This window comes from Geobacillus sp. GHH01 (assembly GCF_000336445.1).
GTDB lineage: Bacteria > Bacillota > Bacilli > Bacillales > Anoxybacillaceae > Geobacillus > Geobacillus zalihae.
This window is the reverse complement of record NC_020210.1, coordinates 1767939-1788700: the sequence shown is the minus strand read 5'-3', so window position 1 is coordinate 1788700 and position 20762 is coordinate 1767939. Positions and strand designations below refer to the sequence as shown.

Below are 20762 nucleotides of genomic sequence, written 5' to 3'. Positions count from 1 at the left end.
AGTCGGATGAAATGATCGGTAAAAACGAAAAATGTTAAAGCTTTAAATTGCATCTATATAGTACAGCAAAAAGGAGAATAAAGGAGGGAGAGACCTCGATGTCCATTGTCAACCCAAGCCGGGAAGAAATCGGTGAAATTTTGCGCAAGGCGAAACGGATTGCCGTCGTTGGGTTGTCCAACAATCCGGAGCGCGAGTCGTATATGGTGGCGAAAGCGATGAAAGACGCTGGATACGAAATCATTCCGGTCAATCCGATGATCGATGAGTGGGAAGGCATTCCGGCGGTTGATCAACTAACCGATATCGAAGGCCATGTCGACATCGTCGATGTGTTCCGCCGCTCTGAGCATTTGCCCGAGCTGGCCCGCGAGTTTGTGCAAATCGATGCCGACGTGTTTTGGGCGCAGCTTGGCGTCGTCAATGAGGAGGCGTATCGCTTTTTGAAAGAAAAAGGCTACACGGTCATTATGGACCGCTGCATTAAAGTGGAACATGCGCTCACCAAGCGTGCTTAATCTTAATCCATGAAACGGCCATCTTGTTCGAGATGGTCCTTTCGTTTTTTTGTCGCACTTGTCCGAATTTGTCGGGGGATGTCAAAAGGCAATGGACAGTCGGGAAGTTTGTGGTACAATAGAAACAGGTGTTCTTGTTTTTGTAGGAAGGGGTGGCCTTGTGGCAAAGCATGCGACATACGAATATAACGAAGATGCCATTCAAGTGTTGGAAGGGCTCGAGGCAGTCAGGAAGCGGCCGGGGATGTACATTGGCAGCACCGACAGCCGCGGCTTGCATCATCTTGTCTATGAAATTGTTGACAATTCGGTCGATGAGGCGTTGGCTGGATACGGAAACTACATTTTCGTGCAAATACATAAAGACAACAGCATCACGGTTTTGGATGAGGGGCGCGGCATGCCGGTCGGGATGCATAAGCTCGGCAAGCCGACGCCGGAAGTCATTTTGACCGTGCTTCATGCCGGCGGCAAATTCGGCCAAGGCGGCTATAAAACGAGCGGCGGCCTGCACGGAGTCGGGGCGTCGGTTGTCAACGCCTTATCAGAATGGCTGGTCGTCACGATTCATCGCGACGGCTTCATTTACCGGCAGCGGTTTGAGCATGGAGGCAAACCGGTGACGACGCTAGAGAAAATCGGCACAACGAACAAAACCGGAACCATCATTCAATTTAAGCCGGACCCAACGATTTTCAGCACGACAGTCTTCGATTATGAAACATTGAGTGAACGGCTGCGCGAATCGGCGTTTTTGTTAAAAGGGCTGAAAATCGAACTCGTTGACGAACGGACCGGCATGCGCGAGGTGTTCCACTATGAAAACGGAATTGAAGCGTTTGTCGCCTATTTGAATGAGGAGAAAGATGTGCTCCACCCGGTCGTTTATTTTGCTGGCGAGCAAAACGGCATTGAAGTCGAGTTTGCGTTCCAGTTTCATGACGGTTATTCGGAAAACGTGCTGTCGTTTGTCAACAACGTGCGCACAAAAGACGGCGGCACGCATGAGGCGGGTGCGAAAACGGCGATGACGCGCGTTTTTAACGAATACGCCCGCCGTGTCGGTTTGCTCAAGGAAAAAGATAAAAATTTGGAAGGAACCGATATTCGCGAAGGGTTGTCCGCGGTCGTTTCGGTGCGCATCCCAGAGCACTTGCTGCAGTTTGAAGGGCAGACGAAAGGAAAGCTCGGAACGAGCGAAGCGCGTTCGGCCGTCGATGCGGTGGTGTCCGAGCAGCTGATGTACTTTCTGCAAGAAAACCCGGACGTAAGCGCGATGCTCATTAAGAAAGCGATCCGGGCCTATCAGGCGCGTGAAGCGGCCCGCAAAGCGCGCGAAGAGGCGAGAAGCGGCAAAAAGCGGAAAGGGAAAGAGGCGCTCTTAAGCGGCAAGCTGACGCCGGCGCAAGGGCGCAATCCGCAAAAAAATGAGCTCTATCTCGTTGAAGGCGATTCGGCGGGCGGTTCGGCGAAACAAGGGCGCGACCGTCGATTCCAGGCGGTGCTTCCGCTGCGCGGAAAAGTCATCAACACGGAAAAGGCGAAACTTGGCGATATTTTGAAAAACGAGGAAATCAATACGATCATCCACGCCATCGGCGGCGGCGTCGGGGCTGACTTTTCGCTCGATGATGTCAACTACGACAAAGTGATCATTATGACCGATGCCGACACGGACGGCGCCCATATTCAAGTGCTGCTTTTGACGTTTTTTTACCGCTACATGCGTCCGCTGATTGAAGCGGGAAAAGTGTACATCGCCTTGCCGCCGCTTTACAAAATCAGCAAAAAAAGCGGCAAAAACGAAATCGTCGAATATGCGTGGACGGACGAGCAGCTGAAAGAAATTACGAAAAAAATGGGCCGCGGCTATACGATTCAGCGCTATAAAGGGCTCGGCGAAATGAACGCCGATCAATTATGGGAAACGACGATGAACCCACAGACGCGTACGCTCATCCGCGTGCGCATTGAAGATGCGGCCCGCGCCGAACGGAGGGTGACGACGCTCATGGGCGACAAAGTCGAGCCGCGCCGCAAATGGATCGAAACGCACGTCGCCTTCGGGCTCGAAGAGGAACCGGGATGGATCGGCTGATGGCGGCGTGAAAAGGCGCCGCCTTTTTGGCGCTGATGTGTTAGGAAAGGAGAATGACGATGGCAGAACGATTGCTGGAAATGCCGTTAGAGGACGTGCTTGGCGACCGCTTTGGCCGCTACAGCAAATACATTATCCAAGACCGGGCGCTCCCGGATGCGCGCGACGGGCTGAAGCCCGTGCAGCGCCGCATTTTGTATGCGATGTACATGGATGGCAACACGGCTGATAAACCGTTTCGCAAGGCGGCGAAAACGGTTGGAAACGTGATCGGCAACTTTCATCCGCACGGCGACTCATCGGTGTATGAAGCGATGGTGCGGATGAGCCAAGAGTGGAAGCTGCGCAACGTGCTGGTGGAGATGCACGGCAACAACGGCAGCATCGACGGCGACCCGCCGGCGGCGATGCGCTACACGGAAGCGCGCCTGTCGGCGATTGCCGCCGAATTGCTTCGCGATATTGACAAAGAAACTGTTCCGTTTGTGCCGAACTTTGACGATACGACCGATGAGCCGACCGTCCTGCCGGCGATGTTTCCGAATTTGTTGGTGAACGGCTCGACCGGGATTTCGGCCGGCTATGCGACCGACATTCCGCCGCATGCGCTTGGCGAGGTGATCGACGCCGTCTTGATGCGGATCGACCGGCCGGATTGCACTGTTGACGAGCTGATGACGGTTCTTCCTGGCCCCGATTTTCCGACCGGCGGCATCATCCAAGGGAAAGACGGCATCCGCAAGGCGTATGAGACCGGCCGCGGGAAAATCATCATCCGCGCCAAAGCCGCCATCGAGCAGGGAAAAGGCGGGAAAAAGCACATTGTCATCACGGAACTGCCGTATGAAGTGAACAAAGCGAATTTAGTGAAAAAAATTGACGAGCTTCGCCTCGACAAAAAGCTCGACGGCATCGCCGATGTGCGCGATGAAACGGACCGGAACGGGCTGTCGATCGTCATCGAATTGAAAAAAGACGCCGATGCGGAAGCGATTCTCAACTACTTGTACAAAAATACGGATTTGCAAGTGCCGTACAGCTTCAACATGGTGGCGATCCATGAACGCCGGCCGAAGCTGATGAGCTTGCCGGAGCTGTTGGATGCCTACATCGCCCACCGGAAAGAGGTCGTCACCAACCGCTCGCATTTTGAGCTGAAAAAAGCGAATGAGCGGAAGCACATCGTCGACGGCTTGATTCGGGCGCTTTCCATTTTGGATGAGGTGATTGCGACGATTCGTGCTTCAAGCGACAAGCGCGACGCCAAAGAACGGCTGATGGCTCATTACGGATTCACCGAAGCGCAGGCCGAGGCGATCGTGACGCTCCAGCTGTATCGGTTGACGAACACCGACATCACGGCGCTGCGTCAAGAAGCGGAAGAACTGGATCAAGCGATTGCGGAACTTACGGGGATTCTCGCAGATGAAAAGAAGCTGCTTGGCGTCATCAAAAAAGAGCTGAAGGCGATGAAAAAGCAATATGCCGATGAGCGGCGGACGGTGATTGAAGAGGAGATTGAAGAGCTGAAAGTGAAGGTGGAGGCGCTCATTCCGGCGGAAGACGTGATCGTCACCGTGACAAAAGAAGGATATGTGAAGAGGACGAGCTATCGTTCATACAGCGCCTCAAACGGTCAAGACATGGGCATGAAGGAAACGGATCGGCTGCTCGCCCAGCTCGAGATGAATACGACCGATGTGCTCTTGCTTTTCACCCGCCGCGGTTATTATTTATACTGCCCGGTGCATACGCTCCCTGATATCCGTTGGAAAGAGGTCGGCCAGCACATTTCCCATCTCATTCCGCTTGAACGCGACGATGAACTCGTCGCCGCTGTTCCAGTCTCTTCCTTTGACACCGGGGAGCAGCTCATCTTTGTGACGAAACAAGGGCTCGTAAAGCGAACGGAGCTCGCTCAATACCAAGTGCAGCGCTACACCCGCCCGCTTGTGGCCGTCAATGTGAAAGAGGATGATGACGTCATCGCCGTCTACGCGACGGATGGATGCGGCCATCTTTGGCTTGCGACGCATGATGGACATGCGCTCTTGTTTGCCGAGGAGGAGATCAGCCTTGTTGGCGTGCGCGCGGCTGGCGTGAAAGGGATTCAATTGAAGGAAGGGGACTTTGTCGCCGCTGCGTGCCCCGTTCGCCTAGAAAAGGGGGGCTCGTTCGTCGTCGTGACGCAGCGCGGAGCGGTGAAAAAAGTGGCGATGAGCGAGTTTGAGCCGTCCTCACGAGCGAAGCGCGGCGTTGTGATCGTACGTGAAGTGAAATCCAACCCGCACCGAGTTGTCGGCGCCGTCTTTGTCAGCAACGATGAGGAAATGGTCGGATTGCGGACGGAAAAAGGGGTGGTCGAGACGATCGAAGCCGCTTCCCTTCGTCTCTCCGACCGCTACAGCACGGGTTCGTTTGTCGTTGACACTGACGAAGCCGGGATGGTGGTGGATGTCTGGAAAGAACCGACGAAGCTGCTTGGAAAAGGGGAGGAAGGATGAGGTTTAAGCGTCAAGAACCGTTCCGGTATCAGTTTGGCCGGCCGCTCCCGGCTGAACTGCGCACAGCCGATGGTGAGCGCAGCGTCTACATTCACGATCTAAGTCCGCACGGGATGAAAATCGAAACGGAAGGCCGCCTTCCCTTTTCAACAGGGGGAACGCTGGTTGACATCTCGTTTTGGCTAAACGCTGCCCCCTTTACGCTGCGGGGGCAGCTTGTCTGGGAAAGACCGTTTGTCCACGCCTACTATTATGGCGTCCGCCTCCATGTCACCAAACAAGAAGAAGCGCACTTGATCGAAGCCATCAAACGACATGCGGCCGAGAGCCGCCGAATATGACGCAAAAAGGGGCCCGAGTTTTGGCGGGGCCCTTTTTTGATTTTTGACGGAGGTATGGCGCATCCAAAACGGGTGCCCTTGTCACATGGATGCCAAAATCGTCTTCACCAAAACTTCCACCATTTATTTGCCCGTGTTCGAGCAGCGCTGGTGCTGGCAGCGGTTTGCCGAAACGACAACACGAGCTCGCGAAACGCTTTTTCCCGTTCTAAAATGCGCAGTTCGAGCTGTTTTCGCTCCTCTTCCTGCCTTGCCTTTTCCTCGTGACAGAACGCGACGACCGTTTCCAAATGTTCATGCAGCTGTTCCGTTTTTTGCTGCCATGCGTCCTCGTAATCGCGGAGTGAACGGCGCACCGTTTCGGCAGCTGCCGTCGTTTGCTCCTCGATGTAGTCAAGGCGGCCTTTCACCTCATCCATCGCTTGCCGGACCGTGGCTGTCGTTTCCTGTTTCAAGGCGTCGACGATATCGTCTTTTAAGCGGGCCGCCAACTGCTCGGCTATGTATGGCATCCCTTGATGCAGCAGGCGGGGCACATCGATGATTTCCCCTTCCATGACGGCTGTTTCCACTTGAGCGGCTGTCTCGTTGGCTCGCTCTGCCGGTTGTCCGTCCATTTGCCTGATCATTTCAGCCACTTCGCGCGGATGGCGGCCGTCCTCAAGCCAAGTGCGGATATGGCGAAACCGGTCGATCAGCTCGTCGGTGTACATGCGTGCCCCCTCGGTTGTGCGTGGGACGGCAATCGATCCGGCGAACTGCTTTTCCCATTGTTTCAAATCGCGGGCGGTGACCCCGATTTTTTTCGCTGCTTCGCGGAGTGTATAGGTTTTCATCGCATTCCCTCATCCTTTCTCGTCTTTTGGCATTGATTTGCGTTATGTTTTATTTTCCTACTTGGTCGTTGATTTTCCTGCCGCTTGACAAAACATAACAAAAGAAGTGGAAGTTAGCAAAAAAAAAACAACAACTATTGTCGAAAAATGAAGGCGGTCATCGAAAGATGTTGACAAACTTGTATATACAAGATAAAATGAATTCAGGTTGTATATACAAGTTTGTTTGCAACCGGTTGCTGAAAGCGATTTAACGCTATAGCGGTCGTTAAGGAAAGAAAAGGGAGGCGTTCATCATGGGGGCATACCAACAAGCAGCCGCGCAAATCGTTGAAGCCATCGGCGGCAAAGAAAACATCGTCGCCGCCACGCATTGTGTGACCCGGCTTCGGTTTGCGCTCAAAGAGGAAGGAAAAGTCAATAAGGAAGCGCTTGAGCGCATCGATGTCGTCAAAGGGTCGTTTTCCGCAAACGGCCAGTTTCAAGTCGTCATCGGCCAAGGGCTTGTCGATAAAGTGTATGACGACCTCATCGAGCTGACGAGCATCGGCCGGGCGACAAAGCAGGAGATGAAAGACGCTGCGGAAGCGAAGCTCAATCCGCTGCAACGCGCGATTAAGACGCTGGCTGATATTTTCATTCCCATCTTGCCGGCGATCGTGACGGCCGGTTTGTTAATGGGGATTAACAACGTCTTGACAGGCCCAGGCATTTTTTACGAAGGGAAATCGTTTGTCGAGGTGCACAAAGAATGGGCCGATTTGGCGAACATGATCAACTTGATCGCCAATACGGCGTTCGTCTTCCTGCCCGGTTTGATCGGCTGGTCAGCAGTGACGAAATTCGGCGGCAGCCCGCTCTTAGGGATTGTCCTTGGTTTGATGCTCGTCCACCCAGATTTGCTCAACGCTTGGGGCTGGGGAGCGGCGAAAGAAAAAGGAGAGATTCCGGTTTGGAACTTGTTCGGCTTTGAAGTGCAAAAAGTCGGCTACCAAGGGCAAGTGCTGCCGGTGTTGGTGGCTTCCTACGTGCTGGCGAAGCTTGAGCTGTTTTTGCGCAAGCGCATTCCGGATGCGTTTCAGCTGTTGCTTGTCGCGCCGCTTGCGTTGCTCATTACGGGCTTTTTGGCGTTCATCGCTATTGGGCCGGTCACATTTGCGATCGGCAATGCCATTACCCACTTGTTTGTCACGATTTTTGACACGGTTCCGGCTCTTGGAGGATTGTTGTATGGAGCGCTGTATGCGCCGCTTGTCGTCACCGGGATGCACCATACGTTCTTGCCGGTTGACTTGCAGCTGATTGCCAATACCGGCGGCACATTCTTATGGCCGATTTTGGTCATGTCCAACATCGCCCAAGGTTCGGCAGCGTTGGCGATGATGTTTGTCGCGAAGGAGGAAAAGCTGCGCGGTTTGTCGTTTACGTCGGCTGTTTCCGCGTATTTAGGCATCACAGAACCGGCGATGTTCGGGGTCAACTTGCGCTTTCGTTTCCCGTTTATCGCAGCGATGACCGGAGCGGCGATCGCCGGCATGTTTATTACGCTCAATAAAGTCATCGCTCCGTCGATCGGTGTCGGCGGCCTGCCGGGTTTCTTGTCGATCGTACCGCAAAAGTGGACGCCGTTCTTTATCGGCATGGCGATCGCGATTGTGGTGCCGTTTGCGCTGACGTTTGTCTTTGGGAAAGTGCGTAAAGCCGCCCGCTCATGATTGCCGTGTGTTGACGCAAGAGAACGATGTGCGAAATCATCCATTTACCACCATACCATTGGCCGCCGATGCCAATGGTATGTTTTTATCCTGACGAACGAGGTGAAGAGAGATGCGAGCAACCCCTTGGTGGAAAAAAGCGGTCGTTTATCAAATTTATCCGAAAAGCTTCTACGACACGAATGGAGACGGCATCGGCGATTTGCCGGGCGTGATCGAGAAGCTCGATTATCTACAAGAACTGGGCGTCGATGTCATTTGGCTGACGCCGATCTACGCGTCGCCGCAGCGCGACAACGGTTATGACATCAGCGATTATTTCCGCATCCATCACGAATACGGAACGATGGACGATTTTGACCGTCTGCTTCACGAAGTGCATGCGCGCGGCATGAAGCTGGTGATGGACATGGTCGTCAACCATACCTCAACCGACCATGAATGGTTTAAGCAGGCGCGCTCCTCGAAAACGAACCCATACCGCTCGTTTTACATTTGGCGCGACCCGAAGCCGGACGGCGGAGCGCCGAACAACTGGCAATCGAAATTCGGCGGCTCGGCGTGGGAATACGACGAACAAACCGGCCAATATTACTTGCATTTGTTCGATGTGACACAAGCGGACTTGAACTGGGAAAACGAAGAGCTGCGCCGCCGCATTTATGACATGATGCATTTTTGGCTCCAAAAAGGAGTGGACGGCTTTCGGCTTGACGTCATCAACTTGTTGTCAAAAGATCAGCGCTTCCCGGATGACGACGGTTCGGTGCCGCCGGGGGACGGGCGCAGCTTTTATACGGACGGACCGCGCATTCATGAGTTTTTGCAGGAAATGAATCGAGAGGTGTTTTCAAAATACGACATCATGACAGTGGGGGAAATGTCGTCGACGACGATCGATCATTGCATCCGCTACACGAACCCGGAAAACCACGAGCTCAATATGACGTTTAACTTCCATCACTTGAAGGTCGATTACCCGAATGGGGAAAAATGGGCGGTCGCCCCGTTTGACTTTCTAGCTTTAAAACGCATTTTGTCCGAATGGCAAGTCCGGATGTATGAAGGTGGGGGCTGGAATGCGCTCTTTTGGTGCAACCACGATCAGCCGCGCATCGTGTCGCGCTATGGCGATGACGGGACGTATTGGAAAGAATCAGCCAAAATGTTGGCGACGACGATCCATTTAATGCAAGGGACACCATACATTTACCAAGGCGAAGAAATCGGCATGACCGACCCGAAATTCACCGATATTCGCGACTACCGCGACGTTGAGTCGCTCAACATGTACCGGATTTTGCGAGAACAAGGCAAAAGCGAGCAAGAAGTGATGGAAATTTTGCAGCGAAAATCGCGCGACAATTCCCGCACGCCGATGCAATGGGACGACAGCCCGCATGCCGGTTTCACGTCTGGGACGCCGTGGATTCGCGTCGCCGACAACTACCGGCGCATTAACGTGAAACAGGCGCTCGCCGACCGCGACTCGATTTTCTACCATTATAAGCGGCTGATTGAGCTGCGCAAACAGTATGATCTCATTACGACCGGGCGCTATGAGCTGTTGCTTGCGGACGATCCGCATATTTTCGCCTATATGCGTCATGGCGATGGAGAAAAGCTGCTTGTTGTCAACAATTTTTATCCAGTCGAAACGACGTTCACGCTGCCGAAAGAAGCGGGAGCCGATGGCTATACGGGAGAACTGCTGCTTGCCAATTATTCGGACGCGCCGGCCGATTTTCGCCGCATGCAACTGCGCCCATACGAATCGGTTGTTTATCTTTTGCGCCGGCCGTGATACAATACAAGCGGTGATTCTTATGCATGAAAACAAATATTTAACCATTTACCATGACCTCATTTCCCGCATCCGCCGCGGAGAATGGAAGGCGTACGACAAGCTGCCATCGGAACACGAGCTGGCCGCCCGATATGAGACATCGCGCGAGACGATTCGCAAAGCGCTCCATTTGTTGTCCGAGCACGGCTATATCCAAAAAATGAAAGGAAAAGGATCTATCGTCCTTGACGTCGGCAAATATGACTTTCCCGTATCCGGATTGGTCAGCTTTAAAGAACTGGCGCAGACGATGAAGCAGCCGGTGCGGACGATCGTGCATGAACTGGCGATCATCAAGCCGGATCGCGAGCTCAGGCAGCATCTGCGCGCCTCAAGCAAAGACGAAGTCTGGAAAGTCGTGCGCGTCCGTGAAATCGGCGGAGAGCGGATTATTTTGGATAAAGACTTTTTTCTGAAAAAGCATGTGCCGCTATTGACGAAAGAGATTTGTGAAGACTCGATCTATGAATACTTGGAAACGAAGCTGCATTTGCCGATCAGCTTTGCGAAAAAAGAAATATCGGTCGACGAAGCGACGGACGAAGACCGGCGCTATTTGGATTTGCATGGCGATGACCGCGTCGTTGTCGTCAAAAACTACGTGTATTTAAGCGATGCTGCATTGTTTCAATACACGGAATCGCGTCACCGGCTCGACAAGTTCCGATTTGTCGATTTTGCGCGCCGGAAATGACAACGCCTTCTGTGCCCCAGATTGTTTGGGAGCCAGCCCGGGGCGGATGGAAGTGTGGGCCACGCTGCAAACTGCAGCGCGGCTTTTTTTGTTTGCGCGGGCAACATAAATTTTATAAATAAAACTATGTTCTAAATCTTCAATGAAAATCATAAAAAAACTGCATTATGGCTATCCTTCTTGGTAACAACATCATCGCAAAGGAGGCGCCGACGTGGAAGGAACATGGTGGTCGCTGTTGCCTTTTCTGCTCATCATTCCGTTGGCGGTATGGCTGAAAGAAATTTTGCCCGGCCTCGTGGCCGGATTGCTCGTCGGAGCGTTTTGCCTTGAGTGGTCGGCTGTCGGCGCGATTGAGCGCGCTGTTTCCGCTGTTCTTCACGCCCTGACCGATCCGGAGCATATGAAGGTGGCCGCGTTTTTGTATTTGTTCGGTTCGCTTGTCGGCATGATGCAAATTACCGGCGGGATCAAAGGGTTTGTCGAGAGACTCTCCGGCCGCATCCGCTCGAAGCGGGGGATTTTGTTGTTCGTTTGGCTGACGGTGCCGGTGACGTTTTTTATGCCGATGTTTCGCATTATGCTCCTTGGACCAGTGATGAAAGCAGTCCTTCGCCAGTTTCGCATCGACCGCCGCCGCATGGCGTACATGATCGACGTCTCGACCGAGCCGATCATCGTGCTTTTGCCAGCGGCGACAGCGTTCGTCGGCTTTATGACTTCTGTTGTCGCCGCGGCGCTTGAGCAAAACGACATTCACGAATCGCCGTATGACGTGTTTTTGCGCAGCCTGCCGTACAACTTGTTTGCGATTGTCGCTCTGGCCGTCGGGGTGTTGACGACGATGTTGAACATCCGGATCGGCAAACCGCGGGCGAAAAAAGGAGAAGGGGAAACGAATACACTGCACGGGCTCGGATTGCGCAAGGAGCTGGCGCTGATCAACGGGGAGCCGTTGCACTTGTTTGTCCCGCTGGCGCTGTTAATCGCGCTGACGTTTGCCTTTTTCGTGTACGACGGCAGGAAACGCGGGGCAGAGAATTGGTGGGAGGCGTTTTCCGCGGCCGATGCGACATGGGCGATGCTGTTGGCGTTGTTTGTGACCATCCTTTTGTCGATGGCGTTTTATTTATGGCGCCGACAATCACTTTCAGAGCTGACGTACCATTTTTTTGCTGGGGGTAACGAAATGATGGCGCCGATCGGCATGCTCGTTCTCGTATGGGCGGTCTCGGCGGTGGCAGGGGAACTCGGATTTGCGGAGTACGTGTCGTCGACGTTCGGCACATGGCTGCCGGGGGCATTCGTGCCAGCGGCCGTGTTTTTGGTCGGATCGTTTTTATCATACTTTATCGGTTCTTCATGGGGAACGTGGGGCATTTTGATGCCGCTTGGCGTCACGCTTTCCCATGCGACCGGGGCGCCGCTCGAGGTGACAGTCGGCGCCGTGTTTGCGAGCGGGACGTTTGGCGCCTTTGCTTCGCCGCTTGGCGATACGACGATTACAACCGCAGCCATTATGGATATGGACTTGATGAGCTATGCGAAATATAAACTGCGCATCTCTCTCCTTTGCGCCGGCGTGTCGCTCGTTGGATACGTTCTTTTGCCGCTTTGGGCCGGTTGACCGCAGACGCCCCGTCTGCCCTCGCCGGGCTTTTTTTATCTACCCTGAAAATGTCAAAACTATATAGGTTCCAATAAAGAATTTCCAATTTGTTCGTTACCATTTGCACTTCGATACATGCGGATGCAATCTAATGTGTTAGGCAATCGGCGAAGTGTAAACCAAAAATTCAACTTAATTGAAGGAGATTTTCATCCTTTCGCGGCGACGTACTGGATTCGTCACAACATTTTATATCACAAACAATGTTCTAAATAATCAATAATCCAAAACAAAACAATTGCATATCTAAATCAACCGGAGTATGATAAAAACAACATACTGACTAGTTGGTAGCTACAAATCGAACTCAGTCACGCCCCATGCTCACCCAAACGAATATTGTGGGCGAAAGGGGCAAAAAAAAGGCAAGAAAGGAAGAGGGAGAAATGAAGACGCACATCATTACCGTCAACCCACGCTTTTGTGAAACTGATGCGCTCGGACATTTAAGCAACATTAGCTATTTTATTTATTTAGAAGAAGCGCGCACCCGCCTGTTTGATGAATTGCGTTACGTCGGGCGAACGGAGGACTGGCATTTTATTTTAGCTTCCACCAAGTGCGATTTTATCAACCAAGGATTCTTCGGACGACGATTGCGCGTGGAAACCAATGTCTCCCGGATCGGCAATAAAAGCTTTCAATGCATTCATCGCATCATGGAAGAGGAAACAGGAAGACTGATCGCCATCGGAGAGGCAGCGGTCGTCCATTTCAATTTCCAAACCCAAACGAGCGAACCGTTGCCTGATGACTTGCGGACCATGCTTGCCGAATACCTTGTGCCGTCCGTGGGGGAAACGATTTCGCCGTTATCGTGCAAAAAAAGGGAGTGAATACCATCCGCCTGTACGGCGGATTTTTCATTTTCAACTTTCCCACGTTTTTTGGACCGAACCACCGAAGGCGACATACTTTGTAAATAGACGAAATGGCGGAAAGGGGGAATCAACATGGCCATTCACGCTGTGATCGGCAATGCGGTGTATACATGCCGCGGGGAGCTTGAGACGTATTTTCAGCCGTTTCGCGATGGAACGATCGGCCGCTTTCATCCGTTTTCTACGCCGTTTGGCAAACAGCGGCTTATTTACGCCGACTGGACAGCAAGCGGGCGGCTGTACCGGCCGATTGAAGAGAAGCTGACGCATGAGCTCGGTCCATTTGTCGGCAACACGCATACGGAATCGAATGTGACCGGAACGAAAACGACGCTTGCCTATCGCTATGCAAAAGAAATCATCAAACAGCACGTTCATGCCGGGAAAAACGATGTCTTGATTATGCAAGGCGCCGGGACCACAAGCGCCGTCAACAAGCTGCAGCGTCTGCTTGGCTTGCGCGTACCGGAACGGTGGAAGCGCCGCTTGTCCCTTCATGATGAGGAGCGGCCAGTCGTTTTTGTCACCCATATGGAGCACCATTCAAATTTATTGCCATGGGTGGAAACCATCGCGGAAGTCGTGGCGGTCCGTCCGACAGAAAACGGGGATGTCGATCTTGACCATTTGCGCGAGCTGCTGGAGCGCTACCGAGATCGACCGCAAAAAATCGGTGCCTTTACTGCTTGCTCGAACGTCACGGGGTTGGAAACCCCATATCATAAGCTGGCGAAAATCATGCACGAGCATGGCGGCCTTTGCTTTGTTGATTTTGCTGCTTCCGCTCCGTACGTCCGCATCGATATGCATCCGGACGACCCAATGGAGCAGCTTGATGCCATTTATTTCTCCCCCCATAAGTTTCTCGGGGGGCCGGGAAGCGCCGGCGTGCTCATCTTTGACAGCCGGCTTTATCATCAGCACGCTCCGGATCACCCCGGCGGCGGGACGGTGTACTGGACTGACCCGTGGGGGAACTATGAATACATCCAAGCCATTGAGGAACGCGAAGATGGCGGAACACCGCCGTTTTGGCAAACCATCAAGGCAGCGTTGGCCATCCAGCTGAAAGAGCAAATGAACGTAAAACAGATGCGCGCCCGCGAAAAGGAACTTGTTTCCCTTCTTTTGCCGGCGCTAAAAAGCACTCCCGGCGTTCGCGTGCTTGAAGGACATCGGGACGACCGTCTTGGCATCATCTCATTTGTCATAGATGGATTGCATTACAACCTTGTTGTCAAACTGCTGAATGATCGCTTCGGCATTCAAGCGCGCGGCGGCTGTTCCTGCGCCGGACCATACGGCCACTATTTGCTTGGCATCGACAAGGAACAATCCGCTATGTTGCTTCAAGAAGTCAAAAACGGCAATCCTCTCGCCAAACCAGGATGGGTGCGTCTGTCGCTCCATCCTACGATGACGAACGAAGAAGTGTATGCGATCATCCGCGCCGTCCGTCAAATCGCCCGCTATGGCCGCCGCTGGCAGGAGGAATACGAGTACGATGCTGGGAAAAATGAGTTCGTCCACCGTGACGATGATCGGTACATTCGGCATTTCTTTCTCTTTTAAGCTTCCGAGAGCAAGGACGGTCATTTTCCCGTGCGTTTTTGTTTTCAGTCCTAGCCAGAACTCGGTACAATAAAGGCATCTTGACCAAAAGAAGGGGAGAACCGATGAACGAATTGTACCATTTGCTTGTGCGGACCGATCGGGAGCAACAATTGTACAACCAAGCGCGTCGCCTTGCGGAACGGTTTGCGGAAAGGGCGGCGCATGATGACGAACAGGCAACGTTTCCATTTGCCGATTTTGCCGATTTAAAAGAGGCTGGATTCCTTTCCTTGACCGTCCCGACTGAATACGGCGGCCAAGGGGCGTCGCTTTATGAGCTCGTGCTCGTGCAAGAGACGATTGCCCAAGGTTCTGGGGCAACGGCATTGTCGTTTGGTTGGCACGCCAGCATTCTCATGCGGCTGTTTTTGCTTCGCCGCTGGCCGGAGCCCGTTCTCACCCGTTTGGCGAATGAAGTCGTTTGCCGCCACGTGCTCATCAACAGCGCCCACTCTGAACGGACAACTGGCAGCCCGGCGCGCGGCGGTAAACCGGAAACGACGGCCGTCTTTCGCCATGGCCGCTTTGTGCTTCGGGGGCGAAAGACATTTGCATCGTTAGCCCCTGCGCTCGATTACGTCTTAATTTCCGCCACGATGGAAGACGGTCGGGTCGGTGAATTTCTCGTGCCGATGTCTGCTTCAGGCATTCGCATCGAACCGACGTGGAACACGCTTGGCATGCGGGCGACGCGCAGCGATGATCTTGTTCTTGAAGAAGTCGAAGTCGACCAAGAGGCGCTCGTAGAGACGCTTGGAGAAGCGAACGAAGCTGCTCCGGCGCAAGGATGGCTGTTGCACGTGCCGGCTTGTTACTTAGGCATCGCCATTGCGGCGCGCAATGAGGCGCTTCGCTTTGCCAAGACGTACCAGCCTAATACCCTGCCTCACCCAATCGCCTCGACGCCCGAAGTACAGCGGAAAATCGCTGAAATGGAATGGCGCCTCACCCATGCGCGCCATTTCCTGTACGCGGTCGCCGATTTATGGGATCGCTATCCGGAAAAACGGATGGAAATGAAAGAGGAGTTGGCAACAGCCAAATTGGTCGCCACCAATACCGCGCTTGAAGTCGTCGATTGGGCGATGCGCATTGTCGGCGGACAAAGCTTGTTTGCTGACAATCCGCTTCAGCGGCATTACCGTGACGTCCGCGCTGGGCTCTACAACCCGCCTGCTGACGACTTGACGCTTCAATGGCTTGCTAAGCGGGCATTGTCTCACAACCCACCTGCTCCATAAAACAGAACGGATTCAAGCAACACGAAAAAGCTGTCCCTGCTTTGTGGGGGACAGCTTTTTTGATGCCAAGCGGTTATTCCACCTCAAGCGCCGAACGCAAAAATGCCGGCAACGCGAAACATTGGCGAAAGATCCCATCGTTCACATATTTCGTGTCATTTGGAATGGTAGTCTGCACCGGAAAATCGAGCGGCCGTTTCGAGCCGATCGTAAAGCTCCACAACCCTCCTGGATACGTCGGCACCACGGCGGTGTACACAAGCACATGCGGGAACAGTTCGCGAATATTGCGGTACGTCCGCTTCAAAATATCCAGATGGAAAATCGGCGACTGGCTTTGGCAGACCATCAGCCCATCCGCTTTCAACGCGCGATGGACGTTGGCGTAAAACTCCGGTGAAAACAAGGCTTCCGCCGGGCCGACTGGGTCGGACGAGTCGATCATAATGACGTCGTAGACGCTTTCCTTCCCTTGCACAAACTTGACGCCATCATCATAAACAAACCGCACGCGCGGATCCGATAAGTTGCCGGAGACGGCTGGCAAATGCTCTTTGCACGCCCGGACGACTTTTTCGTCGATTTCCACCATGTCGATGGCTTCAAGATGAGCGTATTTCGCCGTCTCACGAGCTGCGCCGCAGTCGCCGCCGCCGATGATGAGCACCCGCTTCGCTTCCGGATGAAACTGCAGCGGCACGTGCGAAATCATTTCGTTATAAATATGGCCGTCAATCGAGGTCGTTTGCACGACGCCATCGAGTACGAGCATGCGGCCAAAATCGTACGAATCCAAAATCATCACATGCTGGTACTCGGACGGCTCGGCAAAAATCACCTCTTTGATTCGATAGCTGATTTTTAAGTTGTCGCGATCATCTTCGGTGAGCCAAAGCTCTCCATTGTCCATATGCAAGTAAGGTGGCAAAGCGTTTCCTTCGTGTTTCATTGTGACCTCCTTTAGTCATGCAGATGTTTTCACACCTTTCTAATCTTAATATATTCTTCGTCTTGTGGCAAACAAAGGGGATGTGATCGGCCGGTGCCGGACGTATTCATCCCGCCGCCCATGTTTGACGACTGGTTTCGTTTTTCCAACTGATGATCGTTCTTGCCGCCACATCCCGCGCAAAGGCCGAGCGCCAAGGTGCCAATCGCCGCAAAGGCCGCCATCGGTTTCGCATCATCCCGCGTCTTCCTTCCGTAGAGCGATGCTTAGTGATCGTGTGCCTGCCAAACGCCAAAAAACTCTCCAGCTTATAGCCAGAAAGTTTCCTCAACCGCGCCGCTCTTTCAATAAAGAACGAAGCGACGCTCGGTCTTCAAGCAAGTCGGCGAGCGTATACGCATCCAGCACACGCAAAAACGCCTCTAACGCCTCGTGAAGTGCGAAGCGAAGCCGACATACCGGCGTTAAGACGCACTCATTGCCGTGGGCGGCAAAACACTCGACAAGCGACAAGTTTTCCTCCGTTTCGCGAACAACCGCGCCGATGACAATCTCCGCGGGGCGTTTCGCAAGGCGGATTCCACCGTTGCGCCCACGGATCGTTTCAATGTAGCCGAGTTTGCCAAGCTCATAGACGATTTTGCTTAAATGATGCTCTGAAATGGAAAAGGCAGCGGCAATGTCTTTGATGTTTGTTTTTTCTTCTTCATCAAGCGCGCCTAAAAACAAGAGGACGCGCAAGGCGTATTCCGTATAGTTCGTCAACTGCATCGTGATTCACAACCTTTAAGCGACATTCTTGATCCCATTGTACCACACCTGATTCGAACGGAGAATTGTGAACAATTTATTAAAGATGTATTTGAAATATTGCTTTTTTCGCAGTGCTCATGGTTGAATAAAAGATGTATTAAAAATACATGTTTTACAAGGGGATGAAATCATGACAACGACAACGAAATTGCATCCAAAAACGATTGAAATTGTGAAATCAACGGTGCCTGTCTTGGAAACACATGGCGAACAAATTACGAAGCGGTTTTATGAACTCATGTTTTCCAATCATCCGGAACTGCTCCATATTTTCAACCACGCCAACCAAAAGCAAGGGCGGCAGCAACGCGCCTTGGCCGCAGCCGTGTATGCGGCAGCGCGCTATATCGACCAGCTTGATGCGATTTTGCCGGTTGTGCGGCAAATCGGCCATAAACACCGCAGCTTAGGAATCAAACCAGAACAATACCCGATCGTCGGAAAGCATTTGTTGCTGGCGATCAAAGACGTGCTCGGCGACGCCGCCACCGACGAAGTGATCACGGCTTGGGCGGAAGCATATGAAGCCATTGCGTCCGTTTTCATTCAAGTGGAAAAAGAGCTCTACGATGAGGCAGCGGCCAAACACGGAGGCTGGCGTGACTTTCGCCGATTTGTCGTCGTGAAAAAGGTGAAAGAAAGCGGCGTCATTACTTCGTTTTATTTGGAGCCGGAAGACGGCAAGGCCATCAGTGATTATTTGCCGGGTCAATACGTGAGCGTCAAACTGTCGATTCCGGGCGAGACGTATACGCATATTCGCCAATACAGCTTATCGGATGCACCTGGAAAAGGGTATTACCGCATCAGCGTCAAACGGGAAGCAGCTACAGCGGACAAGCCGGCCGGCATTGTTTCCAACTATTTGCATGATCATGTCCAAGAGGGCGACGTGCTCGAGCTTAGCGCTCCAGCCGGCGATTTTACGCTTGATTTGTCCAAAACGACGCCGGTTGTGTTCATCAGCGGCGGCGTCGGCATCACTCCGCTTTTGAGCATGGCGCATACGTTGGCCATCCGCCAACCGACCCGCCCAGCGGCGTTTTTGCATGCTGCTTTGAATGGCCGCGTGCACGCGTTTGACGAGGAGCTTCGGATGTTGGCGGAACGCCCGTCATTTTCTTATCATATTTGTTATGAGTCGCCATCCGACGAGGACCGCCTCCATCCACATTTTGGAAAAGAAGGGCGGATTGACCTTGCATGGATGCAATCCGTGATCCCGACGAAAGACGCAGACTTTTATTTCTGCGGCCCGGTGCCGTTTATGAAAACCGTCTATCGCGCTCTAAAACAATGGGGTGTGCCAGAGGAGCACATCCATTACGAATTTTTCGGCCCGGCCGGCGATTTGACGAAAGACTGAGAGAGGTTTTTCGCTTGCCAGGGGGCTGACCCCAAAGGGTCATTTTCCTTAACAAAACACAACATATTGTTTCTTAATGATTGTTTTATACCTATATACGGTAATAAGAAAGGGTGTCCCGATCCTTTTGGGACACCCTCCTTTTGTTATCTTCCCTGTTGGCAAGTTCATGAATTTTTTGTATGATGAATGGCAAGGAAAAGCAAGAAAAGGGAGAGACAACGCATGACGACATTTCGCCAACATCGCTGGCAATCATTTTTGCAAGGTTACGAGCAACGCGCTCGAATCCTTATTTCCTGCCCAGATCGCCCGGGCATCGTCGCGGCGGTGACGTCGTTTCTGTACGAACAAGGGGCGAATATCGTTGAATCGAGCCAATACTCGACTGACCCTGAGGGAGGGACGTTTTTTCTCCGCTTGGAGTTCGACTGTCCGAACATCGCCGAGCGAAAAGAAGAGATCGAAGCGGCGTTCGCCCCGATCGCTGCTGAATTTCAGATGCGTTGGCAGCTTCGGCTGCACAACGATATTCGGCGAATCGCGATTTTTGTCTCCAAAGCCGAGCATTGTCTGCTTGAACTTCTTTGGCAATGGCAGGCGGGAGAGCTGATCGCCGACATCGCCCTTGTCATCAGCAACCACCCCGACTTGCGCGAGACGGTCGAGTCGTTTGGCATCCCGTATGTGCATATTCCGGTGACGAAGGAAACGAAAGCGGACGCCGAAGCCGAACAAATCCGTCTGCTTCGTGACTATCAGATCGACACCATCGTGCTTGCCCGCTACATGCAAATTTTGTCGCCGGCGTTTGTCGCTGAATTCCCGGGACGGATCATCAACATCCACCACTCATTTTTGCCCGCCTTTATCGGCGCGCGTCCGTATGAGCGGGCGTATGAGCGCGGCGTCAAATTGATCGGCGCCACATCGCACTACGTCACCGACGATTTGGATGAAGGGCCGATCATTGAGCAGGACGTCGCCCGCGTGGATCACCGCCACCATCCGGACGACTTAAAGCGGATCGGCCGACTGATTGAAAAAACGGTGCTCGCCCGGGCGCTTCGGTGGCATTTGGAAGACCGGGTCATCATCCACGGAAACAAAACGATCGTGTTTTATTGAAACCAAGCGGGAGAGGATTTTTCCTTTCCCGCATGGTATAATGAAGACAAGCAGGATTTCGCCGCCCAAAGAGCGAAATTTCATCCGTAGGGAAGGAGGGAAAAAGCCTGCCTATGGGAGAAAAACGGACGCCCAGCGGTTTTCTGTTAAAACAACGTGCGTTTTTAAAATTGTATTTGATTACGCTCACCGAACAGGAGCGGCTCTACGGGCTGAAGCTGCTTGATGTATTGCGCCAAGAGTTCAAGCCGTTCGGCTACCGGCCGAACCACTCCGAAGTGTATAAGGCGCTGCACGATTTGATCGAAGACGGCATTTTAAAACAAGTGAAACAGAAAAAAGAGGGAATGAAGTACCAAGAAGTCGTCTACTATCGGTTCGCCGAGGGCGGACAGGAAAAGGCGAAGCTGTACAAACGCCAGCTCAAGGCGGAGCTTGATCGGTGCGCGGCGCTCATTCGCAAGGCGATTGAGGACAACTTCGGTTGAGAGCGCCTCGTTTTTTCTTTGTTATATTTACATAATATATTTATGGTCTAGTTCTTTTGTT

At 52.9% G+C, this 20762-nt stretch carries 17 protein-coding genes; 14 read left to right on the top strand and 3 right to left on the bottom strand.

Annotation, left to right across the window (positions count from 1 at the left end):
• The first annotated feature begins 98 nt into the window (after positions 1 to 98).
• The 4 genes from GHH_RS08810 (at position 99) to GHH_RS08795 (ending at position 5461) form a co-directional block, all read left to right on the top strand.
• Positions 99 to 518, top strand: coding sequence for a CoA-binding protein (locus tag GHH_RS08810; protein WP_011231244.1), 420 nt, complete (start codon positions 99 to 101; stop codon positions 516 to 518).
• A gap of 160 nt (positions 519 to 678) precedes the next feature.
• Entirely contained in the window at positions 679 to 2616 is a 1938-nt protein-coding gene (parE, locus tag GHH_RS08805; protein ID WP_011231243.1) for a DNA topoisomerase IV subunit B, read from the top strand.
• Positions 2617 to 2675: 59 nt separating this feature from the next.
• Entirely contained in the window at positions 2676 to 5120 is a 2445-nt protein-coding gene (parC, locus tag GHH_RS08800) for a DNA topoisomerase IV subunit A (RefSeq protein WP_015374876.1), read from the top strand.
• On the top strand, positions 5117 to 5461 hold the full coding sequence (locus GHH_RS08795) for a PilZ domain-containing protein (RefSeq protein WP_013145319.1): 345 nt from the start codon (positions 5117 to 5119) through the stop codon (positions 5459 to 5461). Before parC ends, GHH_RS08795 begins: the two co-directional genes overlap by 4 nt.
• A gap of 104 nt (positions 5462 to 5565) precedes the next feature.
• Here GHH_RS08795 and GHH_RS08790 read toward each other — a convergent pair whose 3' ends face one another.
• Positions 5566 to 6297: a MerR family transcriptional regulator gene (locus GHH_RS08790; RefSeq protein ID WP_014195851.1), complete on the bottom strand. Its 732-nt coding sequence runs from the start codon at positions 6295 to 6297 to the stop codon at positions 5566 to 5568.
• 296 nt (positions 6298 to 6593) lie between these two features.
• Between GHH_RS08790 and treP the strand changes: the two genes are divergently transcribed.
• The 7 genes from treP to GHH_RS08755 all read left to right on the top strand — a co-directional run bounded on the left by treP (position 6594) and on the right by GHH_RS08755 (position 15957).
• Positions 6594 to 8012, top strand: coding sequence for a PTS system trehalose-specific EIIBC component (gene treP / locus GHH_RS08785; protein WP_015374875.1), 1419 nt, complete (start codon positions 6594 to 6596; stop codon positions 8010 to 8012).
• A 112-nt stretch (positions 8013 to 8124) separates the two neighbouring features.
• On the top strand, positions 8125 to 9816 hold the full coding sequence (treC, locus tag GHH_RS08780; protein WP_015374874.1) for an alpha,alpha-phosphotrehalase: 1692 nt from the start codon (positions 8125 to 8127) through the stop codon (positions 9814 to 9816).
• Positions 9817 to 9838: 22 nt separating this feature from the next.
• Positions 9839 to 10552 carry a trehalose operon repressor gene (gene treR / locus GHH_RS08775; RefSeq protein ID WP_013523771.1) on the top strand — a complete coding sequence of 238 codons (714 nt, stop codon included), beginning with the start codon at positions 9839 to 9841 and terminating at the stop codon, positions 10550 to 10552.
• Between the two features lie 214 nt (positions 10553 to 10766).
• Positions 10767 to 12179, top strand: a complete 1413-nt coding sequence (locus GHH_RS08770; protein WP_013523770.1) for a Na+/H+ antiporter NhaC family protein — start codon at positions 10767 to 10769, stop codon at positions 12177 to 12179.
• A 428-nt stretch (positions 12180 to 12607) separates the two neighbouring features.
• A complete protein-coding gene (locus GHH_RS08765) occupies positions 12608 to 13057 on the top strand; it encodes a thioesterase family protein (protein WP_015374873.1) in 450 nt (149 codons plus the stop codon).
• 117 nt (positions 13058 to 13174) lie between these two features.
• Entirely contained in the window at positions 13175 to 14674 is a 1500-nt protein-coding gene (locus GHH_RS08760; protein WP_015374872.1) for an aminotransferase class V-fold PLP-dependent enzyme, read from the top strand.
• Positions 14675 to 14778: 104 nt separating this feature from the next.
• Positions 14779 to 15957, top strand: coding sequence for an acyl-CoA dehydrogenase family protein (locus GHH_RS08755; protein WP_015374871.1), 1179 nt, complete (start codon positions 14779 to 14781; stop codon positions 15955 to 15957).
• Positions 15958 to 16030: 73 nt separating this feature from the next.
• Here the strand turns inward: GHH_RS08755 and speE are convergent, their stop codons facing one another.
• Both speE and nsrR read right to left on the bottom strand, forming a co-directional pair.
• The gene (gene speE, locus GHH_RS08750; RefSeq protein ID WP_015374870.1) at positions 16031 to 16906 is read right to left on the bottom strand and encodes a polyamine aminopropyltransferase; all 876 of its coding nucleotides are present in this window, start codon (positions 16904 to 16906) and stop codon (positions 16031 to 16033) included.
• A gap of 327 nt (positions 16907 to 17233) precedes the next feature.
• The gene (nsrR, locus tag GHH_RS08740; protein ID WP_011231230.1) at positions 17234 to 17677 is read right to left on the bottom strand and encodes a nitric oxide-sensing transcriptional repressor NsrR; all 444 of its coding nucleotides are present in this window, start codon (positions 17675 to 17677) and stop codon (positions 17234 to 17236) included.
• Between the two features lie 172 nt (positions 17678 to 17849).
• Between nsrR and hmpA the strand changes: the two genes are divergently transcribed.
• The 3 genes from hmpA to GHH_RS08725 all read left to right on the top strand — a co-directional run bounded on the left by hmpA (position 17850) and on the right by GHH_RS08725 (position 20701).
• Positions 17850 to 19085, top strand: a complete 1236-nt coding sequence (gene hmpA / locus GHH_RS08735; RefSeq protein ID WP_015374869.1) for an NO-inducible flavohemoprotein — start codon at positions 17850 to 17852, stop codon at positions 19083 to 19085.
• A gap of 225 nt (positions 19086 to 19310) precedes the next feature.
• Positions 19311 to 20213: a formyltetrahydrofolate deformylase gene (purU, locus tag GHH_RS08730; protein WP_013523764.1), complete on the top strand. Its 903-nt coding sequence runs from the start codon at positions 19311 to 19313 to the stop codon at positions 20211 to 20213.
• Between the two features lie 113 nt (positions 20214 to 20326).
• Positions 20327 to 20701 carry a helix-turn-helix transcriptional regulator gene (locus tag GHH_RS08725; protein WP_011231227.1) on the top strand — a complete coding sequence of 125 codons (375 nt, stop codon included), beginning with the start codon at positions 20327 to 20329 and terminating at the stop codon, positions 20699 to 20701.
• Positions 20702 to 20762: the final 61 nt, after the last annotated feature.

Bases quoted from the DNA above. Each gene is read 5' to 3' on its own strand.
- GHH_RS08810 (WP_011231244.1), top strand. From the start codon at position 99: ATGTCCATTGTCAACCCAAGCCGGGAAGAAATCGGTGAAATTTTGCGC.
- parC (WP_015374876.1), top strand. From the start codon at position 2,676: ATGGCAGAACGATTGCTGGAAATGCCGTTAGAGGACGTGCTTGGCGAC.
- GHH_RS08795 (WP_013145319.1), top strand. From the start codon at position 5,117: ATGAGGTTTAAGCGTCAAGAACCGTTCCGGTATCAGTTTGGCCGGCCG.
- GHH_RS08790 (WP_014195851.1), bottom strand. From the start codon at position 6,297: ATGAAAACCTATACACTCCGCGAAGCAGCGAAAAAAATCGGGGTCACC.
- treP (WP_015374875.1), top strand. From the start codon at position 6,594: ATGGGGGCATACCAACAAGCAGCCGCGCAAATCGTTGAAGCCATCGGC.
- treC (WP_015374874.1), top strand. From the start codon at position 8,125: ATGCGAGCAACCCCTTGGTGGAAAAAAGCGGTCGTTTATCAAATTTAT.
- treR (WP_013523771.1), top strand. From the start codon at position 9,839: ATGCATGAAAACAAATATTTAACCATTTACCATGACCTCATTTCCCGC.
- GHH_RS08765 (WP_015374873.1), top strand. From the start codon at position 12,608: ATGAAGACGCACATCATTACCGTCAACCCACGCTTTTGTGAAACTGAT.
- GHH_RS08760 (WP_015374872.1), top strand. From the start codon at position 13,175: ATGGCCATTCACGCTGTGATCGGCAATGCGGTGTATACATGCCGCGGG.
- GHH_RS08755 (WP_015374871.1), top strand. From the start codon at position 14,779: ATGAACGAATTGTACCATTTGCTTGTGCGGACCGATCGGGAGCAACAA.
- speE (WP_015374870.1), bottom strand. From the start codon at position 16,906: ATGAAACACGAAGGAAACGCTTTGCCACCTTACTTGCATATGGACAAT.
- nsrR (WP_011231230.1), bottom strand. From the start codon at position 17,677: ATGCAGTTGACGAACTATACGGAATACGCCTTGCGCGTCCTCTTGTTT.
- hmpA (WP_015374869.1), top strand. From the start codon at position 17,850: ATGACAACGACAACGAAATTGCATCCAAAAACGATTGAAATTGTGAAA.
- purU (WP_013523764.1), top strand. From the start codon at position 19,311: ATGACGACATTTCGCCAACATCGCTGGCAATCATTTTTGCAAGGTTAC.
- GHH_RS08725 (WP_011231227.1), top strand. From the start codon at position 20,327: ATGGGAGAAAAACGGACGCCCAGCGGTTTTCTGTTAAAACAACGTGCG.